Origin of the sequence: Actinomadura logoneensis (genome assembly GCF_003428695.1) — a bacterium.
GTDB classification, from domain to species: Bacteria; Actinomycetota; Actinomycetes; order Streptosporangiales; family Streptosporangiaceae; genus Spirillospora; species Spirillospora logoneensis.
Genome location: NZ_QURH01000522.1, coordinates 1 through 1,387 on the forward strand (window position 1 = coordinate 1; position 1,387 = coordinate 1,387).

Below are 1,387 nucleotides of genomic sequence, written 5' to 3' on the forward strand. Positions count from 1 at the left end.
CGCCGTGGCCCGGAGCGCGTCCGGGGCCACGGCGGGCGGCGCGGCTCAGATCGACGAGCCGACCAGCTTGACCAGGTCGACCAGGCGGTTGGAGTAGCCCCACTCGTTGTCGTACCAGCCGACGACCTTCACCTGGTTGCCGATGACCTTGGTGAGGCCGGCGTCGAAGATGCAGGACGCCGGGTCGGTGACGATGTCGGAGGAGACGATCGGGTCCTCGGTGTAGGTGAGGATGCCGCGCAGCGGGCCGTCGGCGGCGGCCTTGACCGCGGCGTTGACCTCCTCGGCGGTGGTCTCGCGGCCGACCTCGACGGTCAGGTCGGTGGCGGAGCCGGTCGGGATCGGCACCCGCAGCGCGTAGCCGTCCAGCTTGCCCTTGAGGTCGGGCAGCACCAGCGAGATGGCCTTGGCCGCGCCGGTGGAGGTCGGCACGATGTTGACCGCGGCGGCACGGGCGCGGCGCAGGTCCTTGTGCGGGCCGTCCTGCAGGTTCTGGTCCTGCGTGTAGGCGTGGATGGTGGTCATCAGGCCCTTCTCGATGCCGAAGGCGTCGCGGATCACCTTCGTCATGGGGGCCAGGCAGTTGGTGGTGCAGGACGCGTTGGAGATCACGGTGTGCTTCGCCGGGTCGTAGTCACCGTCGTTCACGCCCATGACGATGGTGATGTCCTCGTTCTTGGCCGGAGCCGAGATGATGACCTTCTTGGCGCCGTTGTCGGCGTGCACCTTGGCCTTGGTGGCGTCGGTGAAGAAGCCGGTGGACTCGACGACGACGTCCACGTCGAAGTCGCTCCACTTCAGGTTGGCCGGGTCGCGGTCCGCGAGAACCTTGATCGCCTTGCCGCCGACCAGGATCTCGTCACCGGCCGCCTTCACCTCTTCGGGGAAGCGGCCCAGGATGCTGTCGTACTTGAGCAGGTGCGCGAGCGTCGCGGGGTCGGTCAGGTCGTTGACCGCCACTACCTCGATGTCGGCTCCGGCGGCCTTCACCGCGCGGAAGAAGTTGCGGCCGATCCGGCCGAAACCGTTGATGCCTACTCGGATGGTCACGGAACCGCTCTCCTCGTACGTCGTCACGCCCGGCACGGGTGGTTCCGGGCGACTTCCTACCTGGATCCCGGGGTCTCCCCCGACCTCGACCCTACCGAATGCCGCGCCGCCTCCCCGCACCGGCGGGGCGGATTTCGGCAGGTGGCGCACCCTTGCCGGGCCGGGCTCCGGGACCGGGACAGGCGAAGGTCTAGACCAGACCGTCTAGACCAATCAGACATGTCCCCTGAAACCGGCGGGTTCATCCCCCCCAGGTTTCGCGCGCGGCCCCCCAACGCCCCGCCGCCCGGCCGCGCGCGCCCACCGTGACGAGCATCAACAAAACCGCCCGAAAATC

The 1,387-nt window shown here is 68.8% G+C and carries 1 protein-coding gene; it reads right to left on the bottom strand.

Annotated features, from left to right (window positions below; genetic code table 11):
• Positions 1-45 precede the first annotated feature (45 nt).
• Positions 46-1,050 (bottom strand): type I glyceraldehyde-3-phosphate dehydrogenase, encoded by a 1,005-nt coding sequence (gene gap / locus DZF91_RS23795; RefSeq protein ID WP_117359543.1) that lies wholly within the window; start codon positions 1,048-1,050, stop codon positions 46-48.
• Between the last annotated feature and the right edge of the window lie 337 nt (positions 1,051-1,387).